Origin of the sequence: Corynebacterium sp. HMSC074C01, assembly GCF_001814605.1 — a bacterium.
Taxonomy (GTDB): domain Bacteria; phylum Actinomycetota; class Actinomycetes; order Mycobacteriales; family Mycobacteriaceae; genus Corynebacterium.
Map to the genome: position 1 here is coordinate 1 of NZ_KV817234.1, position 287 is coordinate 287.

Consider the following 287-nt stretch of genomic DNA (forward strand, 5'->3'; position numbering starts at 1 on the left):
GCATGCTGGATATCATCATAGGTTTCTAACGCATAGCGGTGATGCTTGATTGTGCGATGTGATGACTCTTCAAATGGGTTGTCATTCGAAACATTCGGCCGAATCAATGACAGCTGCACGCCGCGTTCATCCAGCATGGTCTTCATCATGTGTGAGGTCATGACTTTGCCGTTGTCGGTGTGTACGACGTCAACGCTGTGACCGTTGAGTTCCTGGTCAGCAATGACTTGTTCGATCAGGCGTGTAGCGATGGTCTTTTCCTGTCGGTGTTGGACAGTCCATCCCAC

The 287-nt window shown here is 50.2% G+C and carries 1 protein-coding gene; it reads right to left on the minus strand.

What is annotated here, in order from left to right; all coding sequences use genetic code 11:
• On the minus strand, window positions 1–287 hold a 287-nt coding region (locus HMPREF2978_RS13525), incomplete at its 3' end, for a DDE-type integrase/transposase/recombinase (protein ID WP_371326347.1).